Raw genomic sequence first — 26,707 nt, 5'->3', positions numbered from 1 at the left:
AAAAAGCCTTCAAATCTGAAGGCTTTTCTATATACAGGACATGAAATCTAGTTGGAAGACATCGCAACTTTAATTTTTTCCATTGCATTCTTTTCAAGCTGACGAATACGTTCTGCAGAAACATTATATTCTGCGGCAAGCTCATGCAGGGTAGATTTTTCATCATCCAGCCAGCGACGCTGCAAGATGTTACGTGAACGGTCATCTAGTTGTTCCATGGCATCGTGCAGGGCAGCTGTACTTTGTTCTTCATAGTCTTCATTTTCAATCAGACGTGCCGGATCATAACGGTTATCTTCCAAATACAGCGCTGGAGCGACATGACCTGAACCTTCATCGTCATCATCACCTGAAGCTTCAAATGCTGCATCATAGGCAGTCAATCGACCTTCCATTTCCAGAACCTGTTCGGGGGTCACATTCAGGTCATTGGCAATTGATCGAGCTTCATCTAAGGTCAGCTTTTTAGATGACTTTTTCAGACTACGCAGGTTAAAGAACAGTTTGCGCTGGGCTTTAGTTGTCGCAATTTTGACAATACGCCAGTTACGGATTACATATTCGTGGATTTCAGCCTTAATCCAGTGCACGGCAAAGGAAACAAGACGAACACCCATATTCGGGTCAAAGCGTTTAACTGCTTTCATTAAGCCAAGGTTACCTTCCTGAATCAGGTCACCTTGAGGCAGGCCATAACCTGCATAACTACGTGCAATATGGACTACAAAACGCAGGTGGGACATCACCAGCATTTTTGCTGCGTCCAGATCCTGGTCATAGAAATATCGGTCTGCCAACTCTTTTTCTTGTTCGGCAGTTAAAATAGGAATCTGATTGACAGTACTAATATAAGCACCGAGATTGACACCTGGCGCCGATAATGACAGGGGCATCAATTGATTGCTGCTGTCACTCATGTGTTCTCCTTGAGGAATAACGGGATCATTCCCAAATCTAAGATTTATGTTAATCCAATCTCCAGTCAAATGATGGATATTTGGGTAGAGATATGTAAACTTTTATACGAATGTGGAGATAAATAGTTTAATTGAAAATTTTTAAGATTCAATTATGTAGTGAAACTCCACGTCGGAAATTTGTTGCATATCATACTTCAGCTGATTTAACTCACAGTAACGCGAAACATCAATCTGGCTGTGTGGATCTGATGATTTCAGCAGAAAGGTTTCGCCGGGATGGCTTTTCAGGGCACGTTTTAACATCAATAGCGGCATAGGACAGGGTTTACCCATGGCATCGACGGTGCGAATCTGATCTGCGTTGTCAATCATTTCCGTAATATTCATTCGACTTTAAAAGGGGTCTAAATATTAGCAAATAGGATGCCAAATCCCAACTTTTTTAAAAAAATATAAACGAAATAATAATTAAAAAAACCTTATGCAAATTTCTGAAAAAAATAGCGAAATCAATTAGAACAAACCTAAAAAAAGGCTATTAATTGTTATAAACCCATGTTAAGCTCGATGAGTTAGTGGGATTTTAGATAAACAAATTGATTGTTTTTCATCCTGCAAATAAATGGATGTAACCGGGATTTTGTTAATAGTTTTACAGAATGATTACAAGCTTAAAAATAATATTTTCAAACTTGTTTGCTCTGCTGTTTGCAACACCGGGTGGTCCTTCTTTTCGGTACAACGAGGATTAACTTATGACAGCTGCTCGCGAACAAGGCGTAGTTAAGTGGTTTAACGATACTAAAGGCTTCGGCTTTATTCAACGCAATGGTGGTGATGACGTATTCGTTCATTTCCGTGCAATCCAAGGTGACGGTCACCGTTCACTTCGTGATGGCCAACGTGTTGAATTCAGTGTTGTAAAAGGCCAAAAAGGCTTCCAGGCTGAAGAAGTTCAACCATTAGACTAATCTTCGGATTAAGCTAATAAAACGCCCCAATATAAATTGGGGCGTTTTTTGTTTATACTGTCTGTATCTTAGTGATTATCTATTTAGAGCACCGCTTTATGTCATCTGGTTTTGAAACCTTAAATTTACATCCTCATCTAAAACAAGCGATTGATGCTTTAGGCTTTTCTTCTATGACGCCTATTCAGGAGAAGGTTTTAAAATTCACATTGGCAGGTCACGATGCAATTGGTCGTGCGCAAACGGGTACGGGCAAAACAGCGGCCTTCCTGGTGAGTATCATCAATGATCTATTAAATAATCCTGTTCAGGAACAGCGTTACCGTGGTGAGCCACGTGCACTGATTCTAGCACCGACTCGTGAACTTGCACTACAAATTGAAAGTGACGCGCATGAGCTGACCAAGTTTACTGACCTGAGTGTCATGACGCTGCTTGGTGGTGTAGATTTTGACAAGCAAAAAGCACAGCTCGATAAGGCACCTGTGGACATCATGGTTGCTACTCCAGGTCGCTTGATTGACTTTGTTGAACAAAAAGAAGTCTGGTTAGATCAGATTGAATTCCTGGTGATTGATGAAGCAGACCGCCTGCTGGATATGGGCTTTATCCCTTCAGTGAAACGTATCGTACGTTTCTCGCCACGCAAGGAACAGCGCCAGACTCTGATGTTCTCGGCAACTTTTAGCTATGACGTATTGAATCTGGCACAACAGTGGTTATTTGAACCCGTAACGGTTGAAATTGAGCCAGAAAAGAAAACCAATGCGGACGTTGAACAACGTGTATATATGGTTGCCAAGGCAGATAAATATAAACTGCTACAAGACATTTTGCGTGATGAACCGATTGAGAAGGTCATGATTTTTGCCAACCGTCGTGATCAGGTGCGTAAACTCTATGATCATCTGAAACGTGACAACTATAAAGTGGTGATGCTGTCTGGTGAAATTGCCCAAGACAAGCGCTTAAAAATGCTGGACCAGTTTAAAAATGGAAAACACAATATCATGATCGCAACTGATGTAGCAGGTCGTGGTATTCATGTGGATGGTGTATCGCATGTAGTAAACTTTACCCTGCCAGAACAATCTGATGATTATGTACACCGTATTGGTCGTACTGGACGGGCCGGGACTCGTGGTGTCAGTATTAGTTTCCTGTCGGAAGATGATGCGTTCTATCTGCCAGAAATTGAAAAAGCGATTGGTCAAAAATTACCATTGACCCGCCTGGAAGGTTATTGCTAATTTCCAGTTTGTAAAAAAACCGCTCATTGGGCGGTTTTTTTAGCTAGCTAAAAAGACTTTAGTTAGACTGGCAACGGAAAGTCAGGGTAGTTTGGTAGTCATCATCTGAATTGATGCTATTGCCTGTACCCGCAATATTACCAAGTACTGTGGCAGCAGCCTGAATAATCTGCCCGGTCTGCTCATCTACCACGCCTTTCAGTGCGCCATCATAAGTGGACTGTTCATCTACAATAATAGCTGTTGATCGTGAACCACATGTTTTAGAAGCGGCGCTTACGGCATTATTTTTGGCAATGACTTGGGTCTTACCTAATCCGGTAACTTCGAATTGATTATTTTCTTTGCGGATTGCAGTTGTGTTAGTTGGATTAGTACTACACGCGGTTAGAGCAAGTGCAGTGACAATAGTTGCACCCATTGTTAATATTTTTGTCATGTCTAAAACTCGTCAAGATCAGATAATCGTATAATTAATCAAATAATAATCTTTAGACTTTGTATGGCATGTATAAGTTTGGAAATTTTCAGTATTAGCCATGTCATTATCATAAATGCTGTTTAATGATTTTTATCAGAAACGAAAACAGTGAGCTAAATATATTTGAGCACGAAGAATAAAAATGAAGGATATAGAGAATCCCAAGATGAATATGCTAATCTTGAATACAGTTTTTAAGTATAGAAATACAAGGCAATGACCGAATCAACGATCGAAATCGTTCATCAGAATATTCATCAACGTCAATCTATTGGTCAGCTGATTGCCCCGGCACCCAATGCTGAACAGCTGGAAATGGCCTTTCAGGCTGCGCTGACTGCGCCAGATCACCACCGTTTAAAACCTACTGAATTTGTAGTTATTCCAGATGATAAGCGTGAAGCTTTTGGTGAGTTATTGTCTCAGGCATTAATCGATCTGGGGCAAACTGAAGCTGCTCAGATTGAGCGGGTAAAACATCATCCTTTCCGTGCACCTTTACTGGTTCTGGCTTTGACCCGTTTAAAGGATCATCCCAAGGTGCCGCATTTTGAGCAGATTCTGAGCTCTGGTGCCGCAATTCAGAATTTCTTATTGTCTCTGCAAGCTCAAGGTTTTTCGACCATGTGGCGTAGTGGTGCTGTAGTAGAATCGTTATACTTTAAACAGGCTTTAGGAATTTCAGGTGATGATCTGGTTTCAGGCATCATTTATATTGGAACGGCGGCAAAAACTATTGCGCCACGTGCAGAAATCCATACAGAAGCATTTGTCAGCCAGTGGAATCCATCACATTAATTTGGCTAGATAAGGATATTAGAAACACATGTCAGAATTAAAATTTTCAGATCTGGTTGAACCTGTAGAAATTGATCGTAAGACTGCGTTGCGAATTACAGTGTTGGGTGGTGGCAGTTTTGGTACAGCAATGGCAAATACTGCAGTACGCAATGGCTGTGACACCATGATCTGGATTCGTGATGAAGCCACGGCTGCGGATATTAATGCCACGCATATGAACAAGCGTTACCTGCCAGATTTTCAGCTCGAGCCTGCATTATTGGCAGTTTCTGATTTAGAAAAAGCAGTACGTGATCGTGACATTATTCTGGTGGCAATTCCAAGCCATTCTTTTCGTGATGTGCTGAAGCAGATTAAGCCTTTTATTAGCTCTCAGGCCGTGATTTCACTGACCAAAGGTATTGAAGCGAAAACCTTTAGTTTTATGAGTGATATCATCCGGGAAGAATTACCTGAAGTGCCTTATGGGGTCCTTTCAGGCCCGAACCTGGCGAAGGAAATTGTGGCGGGCCAGCCAGCAGGGACTGTGATTGCAAGTGATTCTGAACTGGTGCGTTATGCAGTACAGCAAGCTTTGCACAGTGCTTTATTCCGTGTCTTTGCCAGCGATGATGTGCATGGTGTAGAGCTTGGTGGTGCGCTGAAAAATATCTATGCAGTCGCAATGGGTATGGCAGCCGCCTATAACGTCGGTGAAAATACCAAGAGTATGATTCTGACCCGTGCCTTGGCAGAAATGAGCCGTTTTGCGGTGAAGCTTGGTGCGAATCCATTAACCTTCCTGGGGCTGTCGGGTGTAGGTGATTTATTCGCTACCTGTAATAGTCCGTTAAGCCGAAACTATCAGGTTGGTTATGCGCTGGGTAAAGGTAAAACTCTGGAACAGGCAACTACTGAACTGGGTCAGACGGCGGAAGGGATTAATACTATTGTACAGGTAAAAGCACGTTCAGAAGAACTGGATGTATACATGCCAATTACCTGTGCCTTGTATGCTGTGATCTTTGAAGGTGCACCGCCGATGAGTATTGCAGTGTCTTTAATGAAAAATGGTCATCGCAGTGATGTGGAATTTGTCTTGCCACATCATCAGGTCTGATTTATAAGTGATGGAACTGTATGATCAGTCTCATATTATGACCTGATCAGCAGCTTGAATGAACGAATAGGGAAATGTATGCAACTGACACTCGTACGTCATGGCGAAGCAGCTCCACCGGTAAATGGTAACGACACCAAGCGCCCTTTGACCGAACGTGGACATCTACAGGCAGAACAGACTGCTCAATACCTGAAAGACATAGTTAAACCTGAAGTCTTTGTAGTGAGTCCGTTGCTTCGTGCTCAGGAAACTCTGGCACATTTGCAGGCTTTCTATAAAGATGTACCGGTGGTGATCTGTAATGCCATTAAGCCGGATGATGATGCCAAAGTGGCTGTGGAGTGGTTGTCTCAGTTACCGTATGAATCAATTGTCGTGGTTTGCCATATGAATGTGGTGGCACATATTGCTTCCATTCTGACAGCGGAGTCTTTCCATCCTTTTCATTTGTCAGAAGCTCGCATTTATGATCAGGCAGTGATTGCAGCAGGTTTATCGACACAGTTAAAAAGCTTTATTCCAACAGTATAAAAAACTATTAAAACGGCAGAACACAATCGATGTTGTATTTATGGATGCCAGAAGCCAATGGGGTTTGGCAATGGTCAGATGGGGAATTCTGGAAAAGTGCAGATACACTTGAGCAACTAATTCAGGAAATCCAAGGGCAACATGGGGTAGAGGCAACGGTCTTTTTCCCGAGTCGTCATGTGCAGATTTTGCAGCAGAGCATGTCCAAAGCCCAATATAAGAAAATGGGGCAGGAGGCAATCAAGTATCTGCTGGAGGAATATGTCATTCTACCGGTTGATGCGATGAAGGTGCTTCATCATTTTCAGCAGCCCGATCAGCTCAGTGTATTGGGAATTTCCAATTCAACTGTAGAAACCATGCAGCATGTATTGAACCTTCTTCCGGTCAAGGTCACGGCATTATTGCCAGATTTTCTGGTCCTGCCTGTTCCTGAAGAAAATCAACGTGTATTGGCGGAACTTGCTGGGCGACTACTGGTTCGCGAATCGGAATATGTGGGTCATTCGGTCGATGACCTGAGTCTTTATCTGGATTATCAGCCTAAAGATGTAAATTACAAGGTGAGTAACCTGAATGACGCTCAGCTGCGTAGTCTGGAAGCCGTTGTTACCCATGATCAGGTTGAGTCGTTTCAGTACAGCCTTCCCCAGCCGAAAAAAGCCAAACAGCATCCTTTTAATGTCTTGCCTAAAGCCAAGGCAGATACACCGGTTTCCGGTTACTGGAAAGCCTGTGCTGCTGTGTTTTTGGGTATTCTGGTGCTGCAGTTTAGTTATGATGCTGTGCGCTGGTATCAATATAAAAAGATTGCCAATCAAACTGCTTCTCAAGCGATTGATCAGTTCAAATACTGGTTTGGTCAGAACTATCCTGTAAACGAGCAGAATATCAAAAGCCAGTTTGAAGGGCAGATGCGTTTAAGTCAGGTGGCGAATACTCAGGCTTTTGATCTGATTAGTCGGGTGGGGCCGGTATTAATGCAAAACCAGATTATTGCGCAGCGGGTCAGTTATGATACTTCAAGTCTGAATATGGATCTGCAGGCGAACTCTTCTGATGCATTAAGCACTTTGACCCGTCAGCTGACACAGCAGGGTTTTAAAGTTGAACTGGGTAATGTACAGGCCAATGGTGCAGGTGCGATCGGATCGGTGAGAATACAATAATGAAAATGCTCAACAATATTCAAATCCGGCTGGACCAGCGCATTGAACGCATTACAGATTATCTGGATAGCCTGAGTACTCGTGAACGCTATATGGTGATCTTTACCACGATTTTTGTCATCGTGGCTGCAGTCGGTTCGGCACTATTTTATATGCACAGAGCTGCGGATACCCAGCAAAAGCGCCTGAATACCTTAAAAGATACTTTAGTGTGGATGCAGAGTAATGCAGCGACCATGAAGCCAGCAGGCGATCTGCAATTAGATGCCTCAGAAAAAGTGCAGCGTGCTGCCCAGCAGCAGGGGTTGTCGGTTTCATCCCAGCAGCAGGAAGGTAAAATTTTACTCAATGTCAGTCATGAAAATTATTCTGTACTGGCTAATTTTCTGACCCAGCTGGCCCAGAGTGGCTTAACTGTTGAAAAAATGGAACTTATCAGTGATGCCGGACAGATTAAATTAACAGCGACTGTCCTATAAACGGTAAAAATAAAGATTTGCAAAGCATGGTTTTTTTACCGGGCTGTGACTATAATATGCCGACTTAAAAAGCAGTAGACTTTTCTAGATATGTTGTATTCTCTAGCCCGCCCTTTGTTGTTTTCTTTAGCACCAGAGCGTGCACATGAGCTGACACTATCACTGTTGAAATCCTCCCATGCCATGGGGATGATGCGTCAAAACGTTGCTTCTAAACCAGTGACCTGTATGGGAATCGAATTTCCGAATCCGGTAGGTCTGGCGGCAGGGTTGGACAAAAATGGTGCCTATATCGATGCCCTTGCAAGTCAAGGCTTTGGTTTTATTGAAATCGGTACTATTACCCCGCGTCCTCAGCCCGGTAATCCGGAACCCCGACTGTTCCGTCTGCCAAAAGCGAAAGCCATTATTAACCGTATGGGTTTTAATAATGAAGGCGTGGACAAACTGATTGAAAATGTTAAAGCTGCAAAATTCAAAGGTGTTCTGGGGATTAATATCGGCAAGAATGCTGTAACTCCGGTTGAAAATGCAGTTGATGATTATTTAATCTGTCTGGAAAAGGTATATAATTACGCTTCCTACATTACTGTTAATATTTCCTCTCCCAACACAAAAAACCTGCGTAGCCTGCAAAGTGGTGATGCGCTCACTGAGCTGCTGGAAACGCTAAAAAACCGTCAGCTTGAGCTTGCTCAAGAAAACCAGCATTATGTACCTCTGGTCTTGAAAGTTGCACCAGACCTAGAAGCTGAAGATATTGCATTTATTGCTCAGCAATTGCTGCAATTCAAGATTGATGGTTTGATTGTGACCAATACGACCTTGTCTCGTGAAGGTGTTGAAGGTCTGGAGCATGCTGAAGAAGCAGGCGGTTTGTCGGGTGCGCCGGTCTTTGAGAAAAGTACGGCGTGTTTAAAAGCCTTTGCAGATGTGCTGCAAGGACAAATTCCATTGATTGGTGTGGGTGGTATTCTTTCGGGTGCCGATGCCGCTGCCAAAAAGCAAGCTGGTGCCAGCCTTGTACAAGTTTATAGTGGCCTCATATATACAGGTCCGACACTTGTAAAAGACTGTGTTGAAGCATTCTGAATTCTATGACTGCCATTGACATCTTTTTACTGTTTATACTGCTCATTGGAGGGCTAAACGGTTTGCGTCAAGGATTTATTAAAGCCTTTGCGAACTTAGCTGGCTGGATTTTTGCGCTCATTGTAGCAGCGAAATATTCAACACTACTTGCGCCTTCCATGACTGCTCTCAGTACAGATCCAGTGGTACAAAAAATTGCAGCATTTGCTTTCATCGTCCTCATGATTGTGGTTCTGACCTGGATAGTAACCTTCTTGCTCAACCGTGTGATGAAAACCCTGAAACTGGGACCTTTAAACCGTCTTGCAGGTGGGGTGTTTGGTAGCCTGAAAGGGCTGCTGATTGTCCTGATCACCATGCAGGGAATCGGGCCGTGGGTAGAAAGCTCACCACACTGGAAACAGTCCAAAGTAATTCAGACTTTGCTTCCTTATGCGCCATGGGCGACCCAGATGTCCAAAGATGCTGCAAACGAAGCCCTACAACATATCAAGTCGGAAGATTCCAGAAAATCTTCAGATGTATCGGCTGAGCCTGCTGTAAAAAGCAAATCATCGGCTGAGTCTACGAATAATCCTTTTTATTAATCCTAGCTTGTCTGCGAGGTTGCTATGTGTGGAGTGGTTGGTATTGCTGGTAAATCAGCTGTTAACCAAATGTTGTTTGATGCATTAACGATGTTACAACATCGTGGACAGGATGCAGCTGGGATTGTAACTTGTCATGAAGGTCGCCTGTTCCTTCGTAAAGATGTTGGTATGGTGCGTGATGTATTCCATACCCGTCATATGCGTGCATTACAAGGTAATTACGGTATTGGCCATGTGCGTTATCCAACTGCGGGTACCTCAAGTAGTGCTGAAGCGCAGCCGTTTTATGTGAACTCTCCTTACGGGATTACGCTGGCACATAACGGTAACCTGACCAATGCTGAAGAAATTCATGATGACCTGTTCAAGACTGACTTACGTCATATGAACACCGATTCTGATTCAGAAGTTCTGCTCAACGTATTTGCGCACGAATTGCAGAAGCGTGGCAAACTGGTACCGACCTCTGAAGATATCTTCCATGCCGTAACACGCGTGCATGAGCGCTGCAAAGGTGGTTATGCAGTTGTTGCCATGATTACAGGTCAAGGAGTGGTTGGTTTCCGTGATCCTAATGGTATCCGTCCGTTGATTTACGGTTCGCGTGAAACTGAAAACGGGATGGAATATATCATCGCTTCTGAATCTGTAGCGATTACAGCGTTGGGCTTTAAAGTTGAGCGTGATATCGAGCCAGGTGAAGCTGTTTTTATTGACTCTGAAGGGAACTTCTTTACCAAGCAATGTGCTGCAAAGCCAGAATACCGTCCATGTATCTTTGAATATGTGTACTTTGCGCGTCCAGATGCAATCATTGATGGTATTTCAGTGTATAAAGCCCGTCTGAAAATGGGTGAGAAACTGGCCCATAAAATCCTGCGCGAGTGGGGTGATGAACATGATATCGATGTGGTCATTCCAATTCCAGATACATCACGTACTTCTGCGCTTGAACTGGCAAATACGCTGGGCGTGAAATTCCGTGAAGGTTTCATGAAGAACCGTTATATCGGTCGTACCTTCATTATGCCTGGTCAGCAACTGCGTAAAAAATCAGTACGTCAGAAGCTGAACCCGGTTGAGCTGGAATTCCAGGGTAAAAACGTTCTATTGGTCGATGACTCAATTGTTCGTGGTACCACGTGTAATGAAATCATTCAGATGGCGCGTGATTCCGGTGCGAAAAAAGTATTCTTTGCGTCTGCTGCACCAATGGTGAAATATCCGAACGTGTACGGTATCGATATGCCAGCCAAATCTGAACTGATTGCATCTGAACGTAGTGTTGAAGAAATTCGTGAAATTATTGGTGCTGACCGTCTGATTTTCCAGGATCTGGAAGATCTAAAAGATGCAGTACGTACCAAGATTGTACCGAACCTGCGTGAATTCGACTGTTCTGTATTTGACGGCGTATATGTGGCTGGTGGTATTGATGAAGCATACCTTGACCAGTTACAGCAAAAGCGTAATGATGGCGCCAAAAAAGGTGACAAGTTTATTGATGTAAATATCGATGCAGCATCAGTAGACCTGACTGGCGTGCGCGAAGTCTAAGTCTTTAAAATCATGAAAAAAGCGGGAATTTCCCGCTTTTTTCATTTATGATTGGGCAAAGCTAGAACAATGTGATCAGGGTGAAGCATTGAAAAGCGTAGGATATGCGTTTATCAAGAATAAAAATATGCTATGGCCAGCCAGTGTCTGTCTGATTGCTGTGCTATTGACGATAGCAATTATTAATACTGTCGTTGGTTTACTAGTCTATTATTTTGATACTGCTCAATCTATATATTGGCATGTGTTAAGTCCTTATCTGATTGCTCTAGTCGGTTCGATCATGGTGGTGTCAGTACTCTATGAATTTTATGTCTTTCGTGCTGGTGGTTATTCCTTGGCACGACAGATGGGTGCGCGTCGTCTGAGTCTGATTGAAAGCGTACCGGAAGAAAGTGTCGCTCTGAAGATTGCTGAACAGTTGGCAGATACTTTTCTGATTGAGCCTCCTGCGGTGTATGTTTTGCCTGATGAGGTCGGGGTCAATGCACTGACTGCCGGTTTTAACCCGGGAAATACTGCCATTATTCTGACTTGGGGGGCATTGCAAAATCTGGATGAAATTGAACTGTATGGTTTATTAAGCCATGAGTTTAACAAGATTCTTTCTGGTGAAGCGGCAGAAAATACCCGGCTCAAGATTCTCTATAGCAGCCTGACTACTTTTAGTCAGTGGGGCAGTAAGATTGCCAAGCGGGGATTCTATCGGAATGGCATGCCGGCAGAAAACAAGTTTGAGACTCTGTTTGTTGGTATTGGTGCGGTGATCTGGCTGATTGGTAGCTTAGGCGTACTGATTACCCGTTTCATTAAATATATTTCGCTCGGTGGCAGAACTTTCAAGAATGATCAAAAAACCCGTCGCCTGATTCAAAATGATGCCAATGTACAGACTTTGCTGCGGATTTATGTGCATCATTCCGGTTCACAGATTCATAGTGAATATGCAGAGTCGATTTCACATATGTGTTTTGCTAACTCCCTCAGTCAGCAGAACTGGCTGAATATTCATCCCAGTATTGAGCAGCGAATCTATGAAATGAATCCCTCCCTTATTCAGGATCTGCAGCTTGAAAACCTAAAAAAACTACAAAATCAGCCTTTATTTAGTCTGTTTCGGTCACTCGAAGAAATGGCGGTCACAAGTGCAGCTGCTTGGAGTTCGCCACAGCCATTACCTTTACTACGTCTGTCTCCAATCAGTTTTGCAATTAAAGATGCGGTTAAGCCACTGAATCCGGAGAATCGTGCCAATACGCCACGACCAGAACTGATTGAACGCGCATTGCAAACTGCAACTGGGTCACGAGAGGTCATGGTTGCAATTCTGATGATCCGGCAATATCGGGAATTTATTCCCACCGATGCTGAAGTCAGCCGGGCCATTGTAGATTCATTGTTAAATCTGGACGGGCGTGTGCATATCTCGATTTTTCAGCAAGCCTGCAAAAATATTGGTGGCATGCCGACCACGGTAGCACGACAATTCGTGATGAAACTGGCACGGATTATTCAGGAAGATGGTGAAATTGGTCTGCTAGATGCCTTGTTGCTTGAATGTGTGAAATATGAGCTGAATCTACTCCCCCTACATACCCCGACGGCACTGGAAGAAGTTAAACCACAAATCGTACGCCTGATTGATGCATTGCTGCATGTACAGCAGATCAATAGTGATAATCAGCTGGATGTTCGCGAGCGCATTTTAAAACGTATTTTGACTCAAAAAGAACTGGAAATGTATACCGAAATTTCAGATGAGCCGATTGATCTGGCTGAAATTCTGAATGATATTTCTGGCCTGTTGCTGCGTGATCGACTGAGTATATTGGGCATTGCGGAAGTCTGTCTCTGGAATGATCGGATCATCACTCAGGATGAATTTGACGTGATGGAATTACTGTATTGGCGTTTGGGTTTTGAAGTAGATGAAATTGTGGATCAGATGCAGAAAAAGAACAGCATCATGATTATTTAATTCAGACTTGAAAGTATTTATTAACTCACGCATGATCTTTAAATAATGTTTGAACCTGCATGTAAACAACCCGAAGAGAACGACTAAAGTCAGATTCGCTACAAATCAGTTGTAATGTACAGTGAAAAATCCGAAAAAGTTCGGCAAAAGAAGTGGATTCCCGCTAAAATATTCAGCCTGAAATAGGTGATGAAGACAAGATGATAGGGCATCAACGTGACATACTGGCGACACTAGGAATTGATATCTGGATTCCTCGGGCGGAGCCGTGTCAATCGCACCAGCCGGCGCTTTGGCGTGACCAGTCACAACCTGAAGTCCTGAGTGAAATCATCCTTCCTGAGCTTAAAGCTGAAGCCTCAGTGATTGAACGTTCTGTCGTATCTGCACCTGTAGAAGTGCCTGCGCCAGTCGTTATAATGCCAACAATGGAAATACAGCCGCAGCCAGAACCGGAGCATGAACTGCGCGAAATTGTTGAGGTCGCGCCTTTTAGTATGCAGGCATTAGGTCTTGCGCACTGTATTATTGTCATTGATACCACGAGCTTAACTGAAGATCAGCAATTACTGTGGTCGAATATCCAACGTGCAATGTTGGGTGAGTTTGCAGAGCTGAACTGGCCATTTCCTTGGGATAATGTGCAGGATGGACGCGGCGTGGAGTCTTATATCCAGGGTTTTCTGGATGGCATGAGTCACGATAAAAATATTATTTTTCTTGGTACTGTTCCACATCTTTCAAACAGTAAAATTACCCAGTTGGCCTCCCTGCAGGAGATGCTGGATCGGCCAATCCTTAAAAAGCGACTCTGGCAGTTTATGCAAAGTAGGCCTGTCAGCATGGAATAAATAAGCATGAAGCAAAAAGTTGTTGTATTTAGTCAAATTCATCCAGAGATTCAAGCCAAACTCGAACAACAATATAATGTGGTATATATCCAGCCTAAGCTGGGTGATGTCAATCAACAGATTTTGCAGCATGCACAAGATGCAGATGGCATGATTGGCGCAGGACGAATGCTCAATCGAAATAATCTGGAAACTGCGACTAAACTAAAAATCATCTCCAGTGTCAGTGTTGGCTACGATAATTACGATCTTGAATATTTAAATGAAAAGAAAATTTATCTCACTCATACACCACATGTGCTCACTGAAACCACAGCTGATCTTGCATTTACTTTACTCATGGCCGCAGCGCGTAAAGTAACTTATTTAAATCAATGGACCAAGCAAGGGCAGTGGCAGCGTACCGCCAGCGAAGCACAGTTCGGGGTGGATATTTTTGGCAAGACGTTAGGGATTATTGGATTAGGTCATATTGGCGCAGCGATCGCGCGACGTGGCTTTCATGGCTTTAATATGAATGTGCTTTATCATAACCGTCGTGAAAAGCTGGAGCTGACGCAGGGCTTAAATGCAGAATATTGTGATTTAAAATCCTTATTACAGCGTTCTGACTTTGTAGTAGTCGCAGTGGATTTAAATGTGGATTCCAAAGCACTCGTTGGTGCAGAAGAACTGGCATTGATGCAGCGGCATGCGGTCTTTGTGAATATTTCGCGCGGCTCGGTTGTTGATGAGCAGGCACTGATTCAGGCTTTAAAAAATCGTCAGATTTTTGCCGCAGGGCTGGATGTCTATCAAAAAGAGCCATTGCAAGAATCAGAGCTATTTAAACTTGATAATGTGATTACCTTGCCGCACGTAGGTTCGGCAACTGCGCAAACACGTCAGCGTATGGCAGAACTGGCATATCACAACCTGGTGGATGCTTTGCAAGGACGTGTGCCACGCTATGTAGTTAACCGGCATTTCTAATAATATTAAATAACATTTCCTTGCGTTTATGCCCTTTTTTCAATGGTATATTCAAGCAGTTTTCGTAATCAGGCTTAGAGATTTATTCATTGAAACGTTTGGTTTTGGCTTGTGGATTAAGCGCATGTATGGCAATAGGGCATACCGCTTCCAATACTTTTAACACCCAGTCTAGTCAGTTTACTGTTCCAGAAATTGGAGCAGGTGTAGGGCTGATAGATCAGCAAAAAGAGCGCATGATCGGTGAAAAGGTTTATCGTCAAGTACAGAAACAATTACCTGTGGTGCAAAATCCCTGGATGGAAGACCAGTTATTTTCAGTGTTTTCACATATTCTCAGCCAGACTCAATTACAGCAACCAATTGGTCTAATTGTGGTTAATGATCCTCAGATTAATGCTTTTGCTGTGCCTGGTGGCTTATTTGCCTTAAATATGGGATTACTCAATTCAGCGCGTAATATGGATGAAGTGGCCGGTGTGATGGCGCATGAAATTGCACATGTCACACAACGTCATTACAGTCGATCCCAAGAAGCATTTAAAGGACAGGGATTATTGGCACTTGCGGGAATCCTGGTCGGAGCCTTAGTGGCATCGCAAGCAGATGGCGATGCGGGTGCAGCCGTAATGATGGGCTCACAAGCAGCTTTAATGGATCAGCAACTTTCTTATAGTCGTAATCAGGAACGTGAAGCAGATCGGATCGGTATGCAGTATATGTATGCTTCGGGCTACAACCCGCAGAGCATGGCTGATTTCTTTGAGGTGATGCATCGTTCAACCAGCCGTTTAAGCTTTCTGCCAGATTTCTGGTTTACTCATCCCTTAACGACTGAGCGTATGAGTGAGGCGCGTTTACGCGCCAATCAGATGCCGAAAGTTAAACCAAAGCTGATAGACCAGAATTTTGAGATTATTCGTTGGTATAGCAAAGTACTGTCCCGTCAGACGACTGAGCAGCAATTAAAAATTTTAGCAGGACAAAACAGTTTTGCAGGGCAATTGGCACTCACTGCTTACTATCTGCAACAAGGTGATGAGGATAATGCGCAACAGGCATTAGACCAGGCAAAAAAGTATAATCAGATTCATCCTTTGCTGGTACTGTTTCAAACCGATATTTATCTCGGGAAAAATCAGCTGGAGCCAGCTCTGCGTAGTGTACGTTCTGCAGCATCCATCATGCCGGAAAACCGGGCACTCAATTATAAATATGCAGAAGTATTGATCCGTATGAAGCAAACTGATCAAGCCAAGATGATCGTGCAGCGTTTCATGAATGCTAATTCACGTGATTTAAGTGCTTGGCGCTTAATGCTGTCAGCAACCAATGCCGAGCCTGTATCTGAGATTAAAACCATTAATGTACTGCGTTACCGTGCTGAAGTGGAATATTGGACGGGAAATGAGGAGGCAGCTATTAAATCCTTACTACATGCACAGCGAGTCAGTAAGAAGAATCAGTCATTGTCTGCAAGTATTTCACAACGTTTAAAACAGATGCAGCAGGAAAGAAAATACAAGATTTAATCTTCTCATAAAAATTACTTATTAAAGCTGTGATCTACATCAACCTCTGTGCTTTATTTCAAGTTTGCCTTGTACTATGCTGAGTTGCAAATGAAAGCACATGAGAAAGCATGAATGAAAAGAACATTGTTGTGCCTGTTTCTGGTTTGGGGAATATCACATAGTTATGCAGCGAGCACTAAGGATTATGTGCGGGCGGTAGAGCGTATCAGCGATGAATATCATCAGCAGTCACGAGATTTTCTGCGCAGTTTAAATCCACAACAACAGAATTTAACCGCAGCACAACAGGTGGAATTTTGTGGGATCGTCGGGCGTTATGTAGATCAGCTTTATCAGGCAACTGATAAAAATCGTGATGCACTAGACTTTCAGCTGCAAAAATTGACACGGCAAGATATTGTGGATCAGGTGAAATCTTCAAAAATGATGCAATTGCTGCAAAGCAAAAATGTAAATTGTAATTTTTGATTTATTAAAATTAAAAAAGAAATTTGGATTGCTAAGAACTGGCTAGCAATTAAGTCAGTTCAACGCAAATAGAGATTTAAAGCGGGGGATTATGCCAGTTTAGCTTTGATTTTAGCTGAAACTTGTGCAGGATCGGCGCGCCCGGCTATGAGCGGACGCAGAGAATTCATCACCTTACCCATATCTTTCATGCTAGTAGCTTCTTGCGCTGTAATCGCTTGCGCAATGATGGAATCAAGTTCTTCCTCAGTCATAGCTTCTGGTAGAAATTGAGATAGAACCTCAACTTCGGCTTGTTCCTTACTAGCTAAATCTTCTCGACCAGCACCTTCAAAGGCTTTGATCGATTCTTTACGTTGTTTAATTTGCTTTTCAATGACCGCAAGAACCTGAGCGTCGTCAAGTTCTTTGCGCTCATCGACTTCGATTTGCTTAATTGCCGCCTGAAGACTACGAATTACCGTTAACTTAGCCATTTCTTTAGCACGCATTGTTGCTTTCAAAACTTCAGTTATTTGGTTTTTAAAGTAGTCATTTATTTAGTCCAGGCAGTCAATCACAAATTAATCTTAGTAAAGGCGAGTAGTACGTACTGATTCGCGAGCCAGTTTCTTCTGGTAGCGTTTAACAGCAGCAGCTTTTTTGCGCTTACGTTCTTGAGTTGGTTTTTCGTAGAATTCGCGCTTACGTACGTCAGCAAGAACGCCCGCTTTTTCGCATGAACGTTTGAAACGACGGATAGCTACGTCTACTGGTTCGCCTTCTTTCAATTTAACTTGTGGCATGAAGAATCCTCATTAAGTTATGGATAAGATCAGGGCCGAATTGCCCTTGATCACAAGTGAAGGTCAGTATTTTACTCATTTACATCTCATATCACAAGTCTATAATAGTTGTCGCAATTGATTTGATACAGGTTATAGGCAGTTTAATGATCGTTTTAGGCTTAGAAACATCGTGTGATGAAACAGGACTCGCGCTTTATGACAGCGAACTGGGTTTGCGCGGCCAGGTTCTGTACAGCCAGATTAAACTGCATGCCGAGTATGGTGGTGTAGTTCCCGAACTGGCTTCGCGTGACCATGTGCGTAAGTTAATTCCGCTCATGAATCAGCTGCTTGAACAAAGTGGCGTGAAAAAATCTGAAATTGATGCAGTGGCATATACCCGTGGACCGGGCCTGATGGGTGCGTTAATGACCGGTGCATTGTTTGGTCGTACCTTAGCCTTTGCATTGAATAAGCCAGCGATTGGTGTACATCATATGGAAGGTCATATGCTGGCACCATTACTTTCGGCAACGCCACCGGAATTTCCGTTCGTGGCTCTTTTGGTGTCAGGCGGCCACTCGCAGTTGATGGCGGCTTATAGCATTGGTCAATATGAGCTCCTTGGCGAGTCGATTGATGATGCGGCTGGTGAAGCTTTTGATAAAGTCGCGAAAATGATGGGCTTGCCATATCCAGGTGGTCCGAATATTTCCAAACTGGCGGAGCAGGGCGATCCAAATGCATTTGCATTCCCACGTCCAATGCTGCATCAAGGCTTGGAATTTTCATTCAGTGGTCTAAAAACAGCTGTTTCTGTACAGATGAAAAAACTCGGTAATGAAAACCGCGATGCCGATATCGCTGCCAGTTTTCAGGAAGCCATTGTTGATACTTTGGTGAAAAAGTCGGTAAAAGCACTGAAGCAAACTGGGCTTAAACGTCTGGTGATTGCGGGCGGTGTCAGTGCCAACAAGCGTTTACGTGAGCGTTTAGAAGCAGATTTAGCCAAGATCCGTGCATCTGTTTATTATGCGGAACCTGCACTCTGTACAGACAATGGTGCCATGATTGCTTTTGCGGGCTATCAGCGTCTCAAAGCAGGGCAGCATGATGGCTTGGCGGTGACCACCACACCACGCTGGCCAATGACGGAACTGACTAATCCGACAGAGGCATAGGTTTCAGGCTTGAAGAAAAGAGGCTTAGGCCTCTTTTTTATTGTGAATTTTTAAATGAAAAATTATAGCAACGGTATGTTGTAAATATATAGTTTTATAGCTGTATTTAGAGCTCGTATATTCTATTGAAACCGGAAAAATAGTTTAATAGCTTAAGTTGATATCATGCATATTTTTACAGGTTTGCAGCAGAGGCAATCTCGGATGGAAAATATAAATTTCAAAAGTTTTCAGGATGCTGGAGAGGCAGTATTAAAGTTTCTGCATCAGCATTTTGGCTTTGATTTATGGATGATTACCCGGGTAGAAGGCCAAGACTGGATTGTGCTGCAAAGTGAAGACCATGGTTATGATATACGACCCGGCCAAGTGTTTCAGTGGGCTGATTCTTTTTGTTCTCATATGGTCGCAGGTAAGGCCCCGAGAATTGCACCTCGCTCTGAAGAAATTCCTTTATATGCCACAGCGCCGATTAATCAGCAGGTCTGTATAAAATCTTATATTGGTCAGCCACTCCTTAAAGAAGATGGCAGTTTGTTTGGAACGCTCTGTGCGATTGATCCGGAAACCAAATCGGAAGCTATTGTGCAAGATATGCAACTGGTCGAGTTATTGGGACAATTGCTCAGTTCGATCTTGCAGGCAGAATTACGTCAGAGTGAGCAGATAAGACAACATGAATTATTGCAGGAAGAACCCAGTAAAGATGAGTTGACCGGGCTCTATAATCGCCGTGCCTGGGAAAAACTGCTGCGAGCAGAAGAAGAGCGTTGTAAACAATATGGTCATCCCGCCGCTGTATTATTTATTGACCTGAATGACCTAAAAAAGGTGAATGATAGTTTGGGTCATGATGAAGGTGATAAGCTGATTCAAAATGCAGCACAAGTATTGCGAGACAATGTACGGATCAACGATATTGTTGCCCGTTTAGGTGGCGATGAGTTTGTGATTCTTAGTGTGGAAAATGACGAAACCGGTACTGAAAGTTTAGTTGAACGTTTAATTAATGCCTTTGCAGCAACAAACATTGGCGCAGCGATTGGTATGGCGATGCGTCATCCGAGTCAGGGTCTATTTGCAGCGCTCGCACAAGCGGATCAGAACATGTTTGAATATAAACGTCGGAAAAAATCCAGTGAATCCATGACCAATCTAAAATAATTGACGCTTTAAATTTTCTGTAAATAATTAAGTATTTCATATCACAGAAATGATTATTTTCTATGCTCTAAAATCATCCTATCTTTCAATATTCTCCTTCATGCCTATATGTAAAAGTTGAGCATGACTCTCCATAAAAAGAAAATTCAATCCATCTTTAACTTAACCATTACAAATTTTATAAACTTTGTTGCAAAGTAAATTGATCTAATTAAATGCGCTTTAAGTGTGTTAAAAAGTGACTCTGATAAGGAACAAGATTTAAATAAGCACTTCATTTCTTATGATAATTGTTGTTTGAAATATACATTAAAATTACAGAACCTAAAAATTCTTTGTTTAAAGATAAAGCGCTATCGAAGGATAAAGCTGGCTGCCAAGAAAAAACATTACCGGCAGAAATAGCATTTGAGCTATTCAGTTTCGAGATGGCCAACCTTTAGTGATCACCAAATAAAAATGCAAAGAAATTTTAGGGAATAAATTTTATGAAAAAGCAGATTTCTATCTTTGGACTCGCTTTTGTCTCGGGTTTAATGAGTGCCTGTGGCGGTGGTGGGGGAAGCAGCTCAGACAGTCCTATAGTGACTACGCCTCCAAATGTTCCAAAGGAAAGTATTTCCCCTGAGCTTTCAGAGGAATTTGTTCCGTTTGAAGATCAGGACATTGTAAAGAAAATTCGCGATAAAATTTCCGGAAATACCAGTAATGATACCGACTATAATGTTGCTCTAGGTCACATGATTGGTGAGGTATTTGCAGATTATCCTTATGGACGTACTGCACGTATCATCAAAATTTATAATCTGGGCATCAATAGTATTAAATATCCAAATCTGATCTGTTCAGAAGTAACTACCAATGGTGCAGTTAAAACGCTGAAATTAAAAACGGATAAAGATAACTGTATTATCCTGGATAAAACTTATCGTAAAGGCTCAACCATTACTCAGACGGTGAATGGTGACACGACGACTTTAAACTTTAGGAATGTCCGTTATGGTTCAAATGTAGATTTTAATCTCAAGGAAGACTACCTGATTTCTGGCACGATTGTGCATCGTAAAACTAAAAATGAAATGGGGCAATCCGAATCTTATCAAATCGATCAGTTGGAATTCCAGCGTATAGCCGAGACCGATCAGGCGGGTACTTCTGGAGCCGCGTTTGATACAAAGAGCAAAGAATATCTGCAAGTACGTAATTATAATTATAGCCTGGTCGATGATTATGGCAGTGGTAGCAATGGGATTCGTACCTTAACCAGTCGCGGTACAATTATCGGTCAGCCTGATCTGGCAGATTATCGTTACAGTTTTGATTTTAATACCACGACACCATTTAAAATGGATGAAACCGTATTAAATAACTATAAGCATTTACCAAAAGAGGGTGTGCTTAGAATTGATGACAGTTATGATCAGGTGATTGAAGTCAAACAGAACCAGCCTGAATCATTGAAGGCTACTGTTTATTTCAATGGCAGTGAAATTGATGAACTGCTGTGGTCTACCATTATTGGGGATAAACAATAATTCGAGATGTCAAAAAAGCCCCGTATTGTCGGGGCTTTTTATTATTGATTGGGGGGTGTTTATTATAAAACTCCTTAAATAGCCAGGGTAATAAATCAGGTCGCTGTAGTATCCAATAACAATTCAGCGGGATAAACCGCCTGCCATGAAGTTTTAAACTGTTTATGCACTTGGTCAATTGGGAAAGTACTGAGTTTTGCAATATTTTGCGCTTTTTGAATGTTGTCGGCGCGCATATATGCAATTAAATAGTCCTGACCATGAAGTTGCAGATAAAACCAGGACTCGACATGAACCTGTTCAGCCTTAAGCGTTTCAATTACTTCGTCTTGACGTGCTTTTAAAGTGCGCTGCCAGTCATGGACTTGCTGCATGTGTAAGGGCTTAAGTTGAATGAGAACTGCGCCGACATCCATAATTTTTATTTTCTTTTGAGTGTCATTATTATATAAATGATTTATATGAAAAAAGCGACCTAAACCGGTCGCTTTCAAGCTGTTAAGAGGCATTTAGTCGGGTTGAACCAATCCAGTGCTTGGAAAACTGATAGGCAGCACGTCCTGAACGTTGACCGCGTGCCTGACACCAGCGTAGGGCTTCAGCACGAGTTTCTGTAGTAAGTTCCATATCTGCTTGTATTAAATAATGTTCCACAATTTCCAGATAAAGATTTTGATCCATCGGGTAAAAAGATAGCCACATACCAAAACGGTCTGATAAAGAAATTTTCTCTTCGATCGCTTCTTGAGGATGTAATTCGGTATATTGCGGAACATCTACTTTAGTAACGGGCGTATTTTCATGCATAAATTCTGGCAGTAAATGACGACGGTTACTGGTTGCATAAATCACAAAATTACTGGAACCGGATTGCAATGAACCATCTAATACACTTTTTAAACTACGGTAATTTTCATCTTCGGCATTAAAAGCCAGGTCATCACAATAGACAATGAACTTTTCCGGACGGTCAGCGATGAGTTTCTGGATTTCGGGCAGATCTGATAAATCATCACGTTCAATTTCAATCAGACGTAAGCCATGATCAGCATATTCAGTGAGCAGGGCACGAACAATAGAGGACTTACCTGTACCACGCGAACCGGTGAGCAGTACATCATTGGCAGGCAGGTTATTTAGAAACTGTAAGGTATTCTGAATCACTTTCTCTTTTTGCTTTTCAATTCCTTTCAAATCAGCCAGTTGAATCGATCTCAGCTTATGAATTGGTTTGAGTTGGCCATCTTGCCATTTGTAGGCATAAGCAGAGAAATCCGGTACGGTTTTAACTTCCGGCAGGCTTTGCTGAAGCTGCTGAAGGACAGTGGAAAGGGTATTTAGAATATGGTCGGGTAAATCAATTGTAGCCATGATCTCGGATTACGCATTTAAATTATGCTCATGATACTACCACTGCAAAAAAAGCAGTCAAAGCTAGAAAAATGTTATAATTTGCCCAAGAAAGGAGATTTTTCGCTATTGTCCCGCACATATGATCTGCTTAATTTAAGTATGTGACAGATCTTGTAGCAGCAAAATAAACATAAGGATCACGCATAGCATGTTGTTAACAGATTTTACTCATCAGATTAATCCTCATCAGGCTTATCGCATCAAGAAATTAAAGCAACAATTGCAAACTGCGGAAACTTATGAGGAGTGGAAATGCATTGCGTTAAAATTGGATGAAGAATCAGGTGCGCAGGAATGGAAGCTTGATAACTCTTCCGATTATTTTGATGCAGAAGTGATCTCTCATCGTCTGGGCAAACTTCGACGATACCGCCTGCAAAAGCGTACTCGTGATTTGATGCATATCTTGCGAGAAGGGCTCAGTTATGACATTGCCAATATCGCGCATCCTCTATTATTTATAGAAACGTATGTTGGCACTAAAAAAATTATTGAAGATTATGTTGAAGAAGTAAGTAAAGGACTGGCTTATATCGCTTCGCAAGAATGTGAATGTCTGACGCTCGAAGAAAAAATAGAATATTTCGAACGTTGCCAGCGTGCTTATGGTCAGCCAGCGCTGATGTTTTCTGGCGGTTCAACGCTGGGACTATTTCATACTGGTGTGTGTAAGGCGTTAATGGAACAGGATTTGATGCCGAAAGTGGTATCGGGTTCGAGTGCTGGTGCCATCATGACAGCCATGTTGGGGGTATCCAAGCCATCTGAATATCCAGATATTCTTCAGGGACACAATTTCTTTAATGAGGCCTTTCATTTTCGGAATTTCCGTGAGTTGATGAAGGGTAATGGCGGTCTGGCAGATGTGAAATACCTAAAAAAATTCCTGATTGAAAATTTAGGTAATCTCACTTTTGATGAAGCCCTTAAAAAATCAGGCTTACATATTAATGTCGCCGTTGCACCTTATGATGCGACTCAAGATGCACGGATTATGAATGCTTATACTGCACCGGATTTATTGGTCTGGAGCGCGGTACTCGCATCCTGTGCTGTACCGATTCTATTTCCACCTGTGCGTCTGACCAGTAAGCGCGATGATGGCAAATTTACACCCTATATGTCCTCGACACGTTGGGTCGATGGTAGTGTACGCAGTGATTTTCCACAGGAGAAAATGGCACGGCTGTACAATATTAACTATACCATCGCCAGTCAGGTAAACCCGCACATTGTGCCTTTCATGCAGGACGATGCAGCCCGATTCCGTAAGGATATGCTGAGCTGGCCACAACGAATTGCACGACGCCAAGGCAAGGTGTTTGCCAAAGGCATGATGGACTTTACTCGTGAGCGGGTGGGAAGTGTACCGCCTGTACGCCGTTTGCTGGATCATGGTTATGGTGTAGTCGATCAGCGTTATTATGGTGATGTGAATATTGTCGGCAAATATGGTCTGCGTCATTATACTTATATGTTGCAAAACCCGCGGCCACACCTGTTTAAAATCCTGCAACGTGAAGGCGAACGTGCCACCTGGCCGAAAATTTCCATGATTGAAACCCAGGAGCGGGTAGGGAAAACCATACAGCATTGTCTGGAACTTTTAACCTATCAACATGCACCTGAACAGCAGAAAGAAGAATATATTCCAGTTGATATCTAGTCATGACCTAAACCAGATAAAATTTGAACTCAACACAAAGCCGCGAAGTCTGGCTTTTGGCCGTCGGCTCTATAAAGGTAGCTTAGGTGAAGAAATTTACTGGCTTAAGGTGCAAGCGAAAAACTCAACTGTATATAGTCAGCGTAGTTTTGAAAATGAATTCGGTTTTTATCAGGCGCTTTCTACTAACTCAAAAGCTAAATTTCTGGCGCCGCATTTACTGATTAATTCAGAGATCACTATTGGGGGTGAAATTTTTCAACAGGGCATCTTGCTACAGGATTGTCCTTCTCATTTTGCGATTGATCCGGCTGATTTAAGCGTGTCTGAGATTCAGAAACATTTGCTCGCAGCCTTAGGTGCTGTGATGCAACTATATCAATGCGGCTATCTACATCATGATTTAAAAGCAGAACATTTTGTCCAGTGCAACGGGCGGGTCTGTCTGATTGATTTTGAACACGCATATCGAATCTCGGATGAATCACCTCCAACATTAGATGCAACACCACGTTATATGGCGCCAGAATTATTTCACGCCGAAGCAAAAACGATTCAATCGGATATTTATGCATTAGGAATCATCTGGCTGGAATGGTTGAGTCAGAGACGACTTGGTGCTGGAAATTATGAGGACTGGGCTTATCTACACTGTCAGCGATTGGAAATTAATCTTCCAGAAAAATTTAGGTCTTTTCAAACTGTGTTAAAAGGCATGCTTGCTCGGCATAAGTCGGCTAGGGTTGCTGATTTTGAAGAGATTAAAGCTGCTTTGTTAATTGTAATCGACTGATAAAAATACAAAAATCAATACTTTGTTTTTTATTTAATCAAATGATAAGCGTTTTATGAAAAAGTTCTTGTCAGGCTAAAATGATCTCTATAATATACACAGCCATCGGGGACGTGGCGAAATTGGTAGACGCACTGGATTTAGGTTCCAGCGCCGCGAGGTGTGAGAGTTCGAGTCTCTCCGTCCCCACCAAATTTACTTATGAGAATGAGTAGAGATGGTCGAGTAGAGGATTGGTGTAATGGTAGCATGACGGTCTCCAAAACCGTTCGTCAAGGTTCGAATCCTTGATCCTCTGCCATTAAAGTTTGAGAAATCCAGCGATAAGTTGGTACCCGATGGGGACGTGGCGAAATTGGTAGACGCACTGGATTTAGGTTCCAGCGCCGCGAGGTGTGAGAGTTCGAGTCTCTCCGTCCCCACCATTTAAAAGAGACAAGGTTGATGCCTTGTTTTTTTTCGCCTGAAATTTTATAGCTATAAAAAAAGCCCATCGAAATGGGCTAGCTTGGCGTTAACTTAAGATGTTTGAATTGATCTTTCGCGTTAAAAGTGACGCAAATTAAGCTTTCAAATGGTCTTCGAATTCTTCACCCAATTGCATCGCAAGGGTATTGCCAGAGAGATCACAGGTCACCAGACCATATTCTTTTTTAAAACTAAATGTAAAACCACGGTTGTCTGCCAAGGTACGTACGGAATACCCCAATTTTTCAAGCCATAGACGGAATGCCAGAAGATTTTTTGCTTTCACCACTTTTTTCACGAGATAACTCCTTCATCACTGTTCCTTAATAAATTAGGGTGAATAAAAAATTTTTAAAGGGGAAAATTTTAAAAATTCTTTAAATTTCCTAAAAATGCTTTTTTTATAGACAAATAATTGGATGAAGTTTCACTAATAAATAGCTAAATTTATGATTTATGAATGCTTTTAGATGTTGTAACTAAATATTAGAAATCGTACTCTGATTGACTAAAATTTAAGCATAATAAAGTTTTGAGTATGTGGCAGCTAGGGGGCATCTACAACTGGTCGAATTGTTATTCATTTCAATTTGGGCAGAGATTGCAGCAATCATCTGGTTGAGCATTTTTTGCAATAAGTGGTCCTCGATCAATGTGTAGAATAATTTATACTTGCAAAAAAATAGTGAGTCTGAATATGACACAAGTAAATATTGAACAGTATGTAAAGGATTGCATTGAACGTATGCAGCAAGAGGATCAGACACCGGTTGCTGTCATGTTGGGACATGAGGACTGGATTGAATTTACCGTACAGTCTCAAGTGGCATATACGCCATTCGGGAGTGCAAGACGTTATCAGCCAGCACTGGGCGGTTTATTACTGGTTCGGGTGGATGAAATGCATGCTTTACGCGTTGTGACCCAAGCAGAGCTGGATGCCTACGCGCAAAGCAATCAGATTCTATAAAAA

The 26,707-nt window shown here is 42.4% G+C and carries 29 protein-coding genes and 3 tRNA genes; 24 read left to right on the top strand and 8 right to left on the bottom strand.

The window, feature by feature from the left end:
• Nucleotides 1–47: 47 nt before the first annotated feature.
• Both rpoH and C3420_RS06645 read right to left on the bottom strand, forming a co-directional pair.
• Nucleotides 48–917 (bottom strand): RNA polymerase sigma factor RpoH, encoded by an 870-nt coding sequence (gene rpoH, locus C3420_RS06650; protein WP_004894167.1) that lies wholly within the window; start codon nucleotides 915–917, stop codon nucleotides 48–50.
• Between the two features lie 141 nt (nucleotides 918–1,058).
• Complete coding sequence (locus C3420_RS06645; RefSeq protein WP_180184269.1) at nucleotides 1,059–1,292, bottom strand: sulfurtransferase TusA family protein; 234 nt, start codon at nucleotides 1,290–1,292, stop codon at nucleotides 1,059–1,061.
• 383 nt (nucleotides 1,293–1,675) lie between these two features.
• Here C3420_RS06645 and C3420_RS06640 point away from each other — a divergent pair, with 383 nt between their 5' ends.
• Together C3420_RS06640 and rhlB are read left to right on the top strand one after the other, a co-directional pair.
• Nucleotides 1,676–1,891 carry a cold-shock protein gene (locus C3420_RS06640; RefSeq protein WP_004280099.1) on the top strand — a complete coding sequence of 72 codons (216 nt, stop codon included), beginning with the start codon at nucleotides 1,676–1,678 and terminating at the stop codon, nucleotides 1,889–1,891.
• Nucleotides 1,892–1,989: 98 nt separating this feature from the next.
• Nucleotides 1,990–3,141, top strand: a complete 1,152-nt coding sequence (gene rhlB / locus C3420_RS06635; protein WP_103800055.1) for an ATP-dependent RNA helicase RhlB — start codon at nucleotides 1,990–1,992, stop codon at nucleotides 3,139–3,141.
• Between the two features lie 58 nt (nucleotides 3,142–3,199).
• On the opposite strand, the gene C3420_RS06630 is transcribed toward rhlB, so the two are convergent.
• Nucleotides 3,200–3,580, bottom strand: coding sequence for a hypothetical protein (locus C3420_RS06630; RefSeq protein WP_103800056.1), 381 nt, complete (start codon nucleotides 3,578–3,580; stop codon nucleotides 3,200–3,202).
• Between the two features lie 258 nt (nucleotides 3,581–3,838).
• On the opposite strand from C3420_RS06630, the gene C3420_RS06625 reads away from it, so the two are divergent.
• The 13 genes from C3420_RS06625 to C3420_RS06565 all read left to right on the top strand — a co-directional run bounded on the left by C3420_RS06625 (nucleotide 3,839) and on the right by C3420_RS06565 (nucleotide 16,747).
• Nucleotides 3,839–4,420 (top strand): nitroreductase family protein, encoded by a 582-nt coding sequence (locus C3420_RS06625; protein WP_048882061.1) that lies wholly within the window; start codon nucleotides 3,839–3,841, stop codon nucleotides 4,418–4,420.
• Nucleotides 4,421–4,448: 28 nt separating this feature from the next.
• A complete protein-coding gene (locus tag C3420_RS06620) occupies nucleotides 4,449–5,522 on the top strand; it encodes an NAD(P)H-dependent glycerol-3-phosphate dehydrogenase (protein ID WP_004812326.1) in 1,074 nt (357 codons plus the stop codon).
• 78 nt (nucleotides 5,523–5,600) lie between these two features.
• Entirely contained in the window at nucleotides 5,601–6,056 is a 456-nt protein-coding gene (locus tag C3420_RS06615) for a phosphoglycerate mutase family protein (RefSeq protein WP_004894181.1), read from the top strand.
• A gap of 29 nt (nucleotides 6,057–6,085) precedes the next feature.
• Nucleotides 6,086–7,225: a type II secretion system protein GspL gene (gene gspL / locus C3420_RS06610; RefSeq protein WP_103800057.1), complete on the top strand. Its 1,140-nt coding sequence runs from the start codon at nucleotides 6,086–6,088 to the stop codon at nucleotides 7,223–7,225.
• On the top strand, nucleotides 7,225–7,704 hold the full coding sequence (gene gspM, locus C3420_RS06605) for a type II secretion system protein GspM (protein WP_103800058.1): 480 nt from the start codon (nucleotides 7,225–7,227) through the stop codon (nucleotides 7,702–7,704). Before gspL ends, gspM begins: the two co-directional genes overlap by 1 nt.
• Nucleotides 7,705–7,794: 90 nt before the next feature.
• Entirely contained in the window at nucleotides 7,795–8,796 is a 1,002-nt protein-coding gene (locus C3420_RS06600; protein ID WP_004812335.1) for a quinone-dependent dihydroorotate dehydrogenase, read from the top strand.
• Nucleotides 8,797–8,801: 5 nt separating this feature from the next.
• On the top strand, nucleotides 8,802–9,383 hold the full coding sequence (locus C3420_RS06595) for a CvpA family protein (protein WP_004812336.1): 582 nt from the start codon (nucleotides 8,802–8,804) through the stop codon (nucleotides 9,381–9,383).
• Nucleotides 9,384–9,407: 24 nt separating this feature from the next.
• A complete protein-coding gene (gene purF, locus C3420_RS06590; RefSeq protein WP_004812339.1) occupies nucleotides 9,408–10,943 on the top strand; it encodes an amidophosphoribosyltransferase in 1,536 nt (511 codons plus the stop codon).
• Nucleotides 10,944–11,031: 88 nt separating this feature from the next.
• Nucleotides 11,032–12,921 carry a M48 family metalloprotease gene (locus tag C3420_RS06585; RefSeq protein ID WP_171294448.1) on the top strand — a complete coding sequence of 630 codons (1,890 nt, stop codon included), beginning with the start codon at nucleotides 11,032–11,034 and terminating at the stop codon, nucleotides 12,919–12,921.
• 200 nt (nucleotides 12,922–13,121) lie between these two features.
• Complete coding sequence (locus tag C3420_RS06580; protein WP_103800060.1) at nucleotides 13,122–13,772, top strand: hypothetical protein; 651 nt, start codon at nucleotides 13,122–13,124, stop codon at nucleotides 13,770–13,772.
• Nucleotides 13,773–13,778: 6 nt separating this feature from the next.
• A complete protein-coding gene (locus C3420_RS06575; protein ID WP_103800061.1) occupies nucleotides 13,779–14,744 on the top strand; it encodes a 2-hydroxyacid dehydrogenase in 966 nt (321 codons plus the stop codon).
• A gap of 89 nt (nucleotides 14,745–14,833) precedes the next feature.
• Nucleotides 14,834–16,276, top strand: coding sequence for a M48 family metalloprotease (locus tag C3420_RS06570; RefSeq protein ID WP_213064670.1), 1,443 nt, complete (start codon nucleotides 14,834–14,836; stop codon nucleotides 16,274–16,276).
• Nucleotides 16,277–16,390: 114 nt separating this feature from the next.
• Entirely contained in the window at nucleotides 16,391–16,747 is a 357-nt protein-coding gene (locus C3420_RS06565) for a hypothetical protein (RefSeq protein ID WP_004812348.1), read from the top strand.
• An 89-nt stretch (nucleotides 16,748–16,836) separates the two neighbouring features.
• Here C3420_RS06565 and C3420_RS06560 read toward each other — a convergent pair whose 3' ends face one another.
• Nucleotides 16,837–17,286, bottom strand: coding sequence for a GatB/YqeY domain-containing protein (locus tag C3420_RS06560; RefSeq protein ID WP_103800063.1), 450 nt, complete (start codon nucleotides 17,284–17,286; stop codon nucleotides 16,837–16,839).
• A 30-nt stretch (nucleotides 17,287–17,316) separates the two neighbouring features.
• Nucleotides 17,317–17,532, bottom strand: coding sequence for a 30S ribosomal protein S21 (rpsU, locus tag C3420_RS06555; RefSeq protein ID WP_001136722.1), 216 nt, complete (start codon nucleotides 17,530–17,532; stop codon nucleotides 17,317–17,319).
• Nucleotides 17,533–17,678: 146 nt separating this feature from the next.
• Here rpsU and tsaD point away from each other — a divergent pair, with 146 nt between their 5' ends.
• From tsaD to C3420_RS06540, 3 genes are all read left to right on the top strand, one after another.
• The gene (tsaD, locus tag C3420_RS06550; protein ID WP_076753366.1) at nucleotides 17,679–18,695 is read left to right on the top strand and encodes a tRNA (adenosine(37)-N6)-threonylcarbamoyltransferase complex transferase subunit TsaD; all 1,017 of its coding nucleotides are present in this window, start codon (nucleotides 17,679–17,681) and stop codon (nucleotides 18,693–18,695) included.
• A 204-nt stretch (nucleotides 18,696–18,899) separates the two neighbouring features.
• Nucleotides 18,900–19,859, top strand: coding sequence for a sensor domain-containing diguanylate cyclase (locus C3420_RS06545; RefSeq protein WP_103800064.1), 960 nt, complete (start codon nucleotides 18,900–18,902; stop codon nucleotides 19,857–19,859).
• A 488-nt stretch (nucleotides 19,860–20,347) separates the two neighbouring features.
• Nucleotides 20,348–21,394, top strand: coding sequence for a hypothetical protein (locus C3420_RS06540; protein WP_103800065.1), 1,047 nt, complete (start codon nucleotides 20,348–20,350; stop codon nucleotides 21,392–21,394).
• A 95-nt stretch (nucleotides 21,395–21,489) separates the two neighbouring features.
• Here C3420_RS06540 and C3420_RS06535 read toward each other — a convergent pair whose 3' ends face one another.
• Both C3420_RS06535 and C3420_RS06530 read right to left on the bottom strand, forming a co-directional pair.
• Nucleotides 21,490–21,903 (bottom strand): DUF6176 family protein, encoded by a 414-nt coding sequence (locus C3420_RS06535; RefSeq protein ID WP_081409088.1) that lies wholly within the window; start codon nucleotides 21,901–21,903, stop codon nucleotides 21,490–21,492.
• A complete protein-coding gene (locus C3420_RS06530; protein ID WP_103800066.1) occupies nucleotides 21,893–22,765 on the bottom strand; it encodes an ATP-binding protein in 873 nt (290 codons plus the stop codon). Before C3420_RS06530 ends, C3420_RS06535 begins: the two co-directional genes overlap by 11 nt.
• A gap of 190 nt (nucleotides 22,766–22,955) precedes the next feature.
• Here C3420_RS06530 and C3420_RS06525 point away from each other — a divergent pair, with 190 nt between their 5' ends.
• The 5 genes from C3420_RS06525 (at nucleotide 22,956) to C3420_RS06505 (ending at nucleotide 25,691) form a co-directional block, all read left to right on the top strand.
• Nucleotides 22,956–24,473: a DUF3336 domain-containing protein gene (locus C3420_RS06525; protein WP_076753369.1), complete on the top strand. Its 1,518-nt coding sequence runs from the start codon at nucleotides 22,956–22,958 to the stop codon at nucleotides 24,471–24,473.
• The gene (locus C3420_RS06520) at nucleotides 24,463–25,266 is read left to right on the top strand and encodes a protein kinase domain-containing protein (protein WP_228152942.1); all 804 of its coding nucleotides are present in this window, start codon (nucleotides 24,463–24,465) and stop codon (nucleotides 25,264–25,266) included. Before C3420_RS06525 ends, C3420_RS06520 begins: the two co-directional genes overlap by 11 nt.
• Nucleotides 25,267–25,373: 107 nt before the next feature.
• Nucleotides 25,374–25,458: transfer RNA gene (locus C3420_RS06515), tRNA-Leu, on the top strand.
• 35 nt (nucleotides 25,459–25,493) lie between these two features.
• Nucleotides 25,494–25,567 (top strand) — tRNA-Trp (locus C3420_RS06510).
• Between the two features lie 39 nt (nucleotides 25,568–25,606).
• A tRNA-Leu gene (locus C3420_RS06505) sits at nucleotides 25,607–25,691 on the top strand.
• Nucleotides 25,692–25,828: 137 nt separating this feature from the next.
• On the opposite strand, the gene C3420_RS06500 is transcribed toward C3420_RS06505, so the two are convergent.
• Nucleotides 25,829–26,032 (bottom strand): hypothetical protein, encoded by a 204-nt coding sequence (locus C3420_RS06500; RefSeq protein WP_004812366.1) that lies wholly within the window; start codon nucleotides 26,030–26,032, stop codon nucleotides 25,829–25,831.
• Nucleotides 26,033–26,431: 399 nt separating this feature from the next.
• Here C3420_RS06500 and C3420_RS06495 point away from each other — a divergent pair, with 399 nt between their 5' ends.
• Entirely contained in the window at nucleotides 26,432–26,704 is a 273-nt protein-coding gene (locus tag C3420_RS06495) for a hypothetical protein (RefSeq protein WP_048882074.1), read from the top strand.
• Nucleotides 26,705–26,707 lie beyond the last annotated feature (3 nt).

Origin of the sequence: Acinetobacter sp. ACNIH3 (assembly GCF_002918965.1) — a bacterium.
Classification (GTDB): Bacteria; Pseudomonadota; Gammaproteobacteria; order Pseudomonadales; family Moraxellaceae; genus Acinetobacter; species Acinetobacter schindleri.
Note: the sequence above shows the minus strand (reverse complement) of the source record. Positions and strands in the feature narration are given on the sequence as shown.